This window comes from Kitasatospora sp. NPDC047058, assembly GCF_040643935.1.
Lineage (GTDB): Bacteria > Actinomycetota > Actinomycetes > Streptomycetales > Streptomycetaceae > Kitasatospora.
On the sequence record NZ_JBEYVJ010000569.1, the window covers coordinates 1 to 3,612 of the forward strand.

Here is a 3,612-nt window from a genome sequence, read left to right on the forward strand (position 1 = left end):
AGGCGGCGGCGTTCCGGGGCTGCGGGGAGGGATCAGGCCGCGACCTCGTGCGCGTGGCCGTCCTGCAGGCCGCCGCCGCTGCCGGCCTGGCCGTCGGTGTGCTGGGGCGGCACCGGGGCGTGGAGGCCGGAGAGGTCCCAGGCGTAGGTGCCCACCGAGTCGGCGATGACGTCGATGTTGACGTCGAAGGCCGCCATGTCCAGGTTGTCCAGGTCGTCGCAGGCCTTGTGGTAGCACTTGTCGAAGGCGACCCCGGCGGTGCCGCCGTACCGGGCGGCCTGCGCGGCGGACTTGATGACCTCGGCGCCGGTGTCGGTGCCGCCGGCGGGGATGCCGGCGTCGATGAACGGGCCGTAGTCGGAGCGGCCGGTGAAATCGGTGCCCTCGTGCGGGAGCCCGAGCCCGTCGAGGTAGTCGGTGATGTGCCGCTCCAGCTGCGCCGAGCCGTCCGGGCCGGGGCCGGAGCCGACGCGGTCGGAGTCGTCGCCGTCGTAGACGAACTGGGCGGAGTTGGGCGAGGCGATCATGTCGAAGTTCAGGTAGAGCCTGACCTTCTTCCGCTCGGCCTCCGGGAGCGCGTTCACGTAGGCCTCGGAGCCCTTGAGGCCGAACTCCTCGGCGGACCACCAGGCGAACCTGAGCTTGTTCTTGACGGGCCGCTTGGCGACGTTCCGGGCGACCTCCAGGATGCCCGCCGAGCCGGAGCCGTTGTCGTTGATGCCCGGGCCGGCCACCACGGAGTCCAGGTGGGCGCCGATCATCACGGTGTTGTTCTCGTCGCCGCCGCGGGTCTCGGCGATGACGTTCGAGGTCTTGCGCTTCTCCATGAAGGTGCGGAGGTCCAAGCCGACGGTGACCGGGCCGGCGGCGGCCTTGGCGGCCAGGGCCTCGCCGGCGGCCTTGCCGATGCCGCCGGTCGGGATGCGGCCGCCGGCCGGGTCGCCGAGGGTTCCGTTGAGGTCGCCGTCGACGTTGTTGTAGACGATGGCGCCGGCCGCGCCGGCGTCGGCCGCGGCGGCCTGCTTGACGGCGAAGCTGCAGCCGCCGCGCTTGATCAGGGCGACCTTGCCGGTGAACGTGCCGGCCGCGTAGTCGGCGGCCTCGCAGCCGGTGGTGTCATCCACCGGGACGACCGCCAGTCCGGCGTTCAGCCCCGCCGCCGGGCCGCTCGCGGAGTAGGTCATGGCGATCACCGGCACCTGCTCGGCCTGCGGCGACACCACGGTCAGCCGCTCCGACAGGGCCTGGAAGAACGTGTACTCGAACTCCTGCTTCGACACCTTCAGCCCGGCCCGGCGGGCCTGCTCGTAGATGTAGGCGGCCGACTCGTCGTGGCCGCGCGAGCCCGCCACCCGGTTCCCGCCGTTGCGGTCGGCGATCCGCTGCAGGACCTCCAGGGTGTCGTGGGCGTCGTCCGCGCTGCTCTCGTCGACCAGCCTCGCGGCGAGCTTCTCCCCCTTGCGGGCCGGGTCCGGGTCGGCCGCCGCGCTCCCGGCGCCGACCAGCAGCAGCGGGGTCACCAGGCCGGCGACCGCCAACGCGGTGACCGCCCCCTGCCGCACGGTGCCGGAGGGACTGGGCGAGGCGGTCGGGCGGCGGGTCCGAGCGTTCAAGGCAAGATCCTTCCGACGGTTCGCGGGAACTTGATTTGACATGCTCGGGGCCACGTTGCCAACCCTGCCGCGCGAGCTGACCGGATGCGGACACCGGGTGGCGCGGTGATCCTGGAGGAGTGGGGCCGTCTCATCCAGGAGTGTGACCGAATGTCCATGATGGAGAAGATCAAGCACATGCTGAAGGGCCACGAGGACCAGGCCGAGAAGGCCGTCGACAAGGCGGGGGACACCGTCGACGAACGGACCCAGGGCAAGTACAGCGGCCAGGTCGACGCCGCCCAGGAGAAGGCCAAGGACCAGTTCCGCGACCAGCCGCCCCAGTAGCCCGCAGTCGCCCCGCCGGCCCGGCCCGGCCCGGCCACCCCGTGGCCGTCCCCGTCGACCCGACGCAGACCGGCACCCCGGTCCGGCAGGTGCCGTCGCACCTGCCGGACCGGGGTGCTCGCACGGGTCAGGCGTCCTCGCCGGCCCTGCCGCCGGTTTCGGCCGTACCTTCCTCGCCGCCTGCACCGCCCGGGCCGTCCCCGCCGCCCGCGCTGTCCTCGCCGCCCGCGCCGCAGTGCTCACAGGCACCCGGACCGGGCCGCTCGCGCAGCCGGCCGCACTCCTCGCACACCCGGTCCAGCCAGCAGGCCGGCTCACCGCCCTCGTCCACGCCCTCCTCCGTTCCCGCCACGCCTTCGCCTTCACTGCCGCCGCCTCCACCGCCGCCGCCGCGGGCAGAAAAGGCCACAGGGCCCTGCCGTCGATTCTGGCGCGGGGTGCCGCACAACCGGAAGTAGACAGTGTCTACCAGCCGCTGGTAGACAGTGCCCATGAATGATCAGAAGCCGGGCCTGCGCGCCCGCCTGGTGACGGCCGGCGTCGAGCTGGTGACCAGCGAGGGCGTGCACGCACTCACGCTGCGCGAGATCGCCCGCCAGGCCGGCGTCTCGCACGGCGCGCCCCGCCGCTACTTCGCCACCCACGCCGAGCTGCTGGCGGCCATCGCCCGGCACGGCTTCGAGGAACTGGCCGCCGCGCTCGCCGCCGCCGACGGCACGGCGGACGACGGCCCGCGCGCCCGGCTCGCCGCACAGTGCCGCGGCTACCTCGACTACACGGCCGCCAACCCCGGCATGTTCGACCTGATGTTCCGCCACGACATCCTGGAGGGCAGCGGAACCGGCCTCCGGCAGACCACCCTGCCGATGTTCGAGACGTTCATCCGGCTGGTCGCCGAGGTGCGGCCGCCCTCCGGCGCCGAACCGGCCTCCGTCGCCGCCGCGCTCTGGGCCAACCTGCACGGACTCGCCCAACTCCGGTCCTGGGGCAGCCTCCGGCTCGCCACCGGCGCGGACGACATCGGCCCGCTGCTGGACACCGTCCTGGCCGCCCACCTCGGGCCGGACCGGGCCGCCCGCCCCGTACCGGAGCAGGCTGCCCACCCCGTACCGGACCAGCCCGGCCGGCCCGGGCCGGTGGCGCGGTGAACCCGGCCGTCCGCCGGCGGCTGACGCTCGCCGGGAGCATCACGGGAGCGGGCATCGTCGCCCTGGACGGGACCGTCCTCACCGTCGCCCAGCCCCGGATGCAGCGCGACCTGCACGCCTCCTTCGCCGCGGTGCAGTGGACCAGCACCGCCTACCTGATCGCGGTGGCGAGCCTGCTGGTCTTCGCCGGACGGCTCGGCGACCGCTACGGCCACCAACGGGTCTTCGCCATCGGGGTGTTCGGGTTCGCGGCGACCTCGGCCGGGATCGCCGCGGCCCCCGGCATCGGCTGGGTGATCGCCCTGCGCGCCCTCCAGGGCGTGGCGGGCGCGCTGCTGCAACCGGCCACCCTGGGCATGCTGCGCGCCGCGTACCCGGCCGACCGGCTGGCCATGCCGATCGCGCTGCGCACCAGCGCGATCGGGCTAGCCGCCGCGGCCGGGCCGGTGGTCGGCGGCGCGCTCACGACCCACCTCGGCTGGCGGGCCGTCTTCCTCCTGACCGTCGCGCCCGCCGCCGCGGCC

General features: G+C 74.2%; 5 protein-coding genes. 3 read left to right on the forward strand and 2 right to left on the reverse strand.

Going from position 1 to position 3,612, the window contains the following annotated elements; genetic code table 11:
* Positions 1-32: 32 nt before the first annotated feature.
* Positions 33-1,520 (reverse strand): M28 family metallopeptidase, encoded by a 1,488-nt coding sequence (locus tag ABZ885_RS37550; protein ID WP_360199134.1) that lies wholly within the window; start codon positions 1,518-1,520, stop codon positions 33-35.
* Between the two features lie 243 nt (positions 1,521-1,763).
* Here ABZ885_RS37550 and ABZ885_RS37555 point away from each other — a divergent pair, with 243 nt between their 5' ends.
* On the forward strand, positions 1,764-1,940 hold the full coding sequence (locus ABZ885_RS37555) for an antitoxin (RefSeq protein ID WP_360199127.1): 177 nt from the start codon (positions 1,764-1,766) through the stop codon (positions 1,938-1,940).
* Positions 1,941-2,067: 127 nt separating this feature from the next.
* Here the strand turns inward: ABZ885_RS37555 and ABZ885_RS37560 are convergent, their stop codons facing one another.
* Positions 2,068-2,292 (reverse strand): hypothetical protein, encoded by a 225-nt coding sequence (locus ABZ885_RS37560; protein ID WP_360199129.1) that lies wholly within the window; start codon positions 2,290-2,292, stop codon positions 2,068-2,070.
* 139 nt (positions 2,293-2,431) lie between these two features.
* Between ABZ885_RS37560 and ABZ885_RS37565 the strand changes: the two genes are divergently transcribed.
* Positions 2,432-3,088, forward strand: a complete 657-nt coding sequence (locus tag ABZ885_RS37565) for a TetR/AcrR family transcriptional regulator (protein ID WP_360199130.1) — start codon at positions 2,432-2,434, stop codon at positions 3,086-3,088.
* A partial coding sequence (locus tag ABZ885_RS37570; RefSeq protein WP_360199132.1) for an MFS transporter occupies positions 3,085-3,612 on the forward strand: 528 nt, incomplete at its 3' end. The genes ABZ885_RS37565 and ABZ885_RS37570, both read left to right, overlap by 4 nt.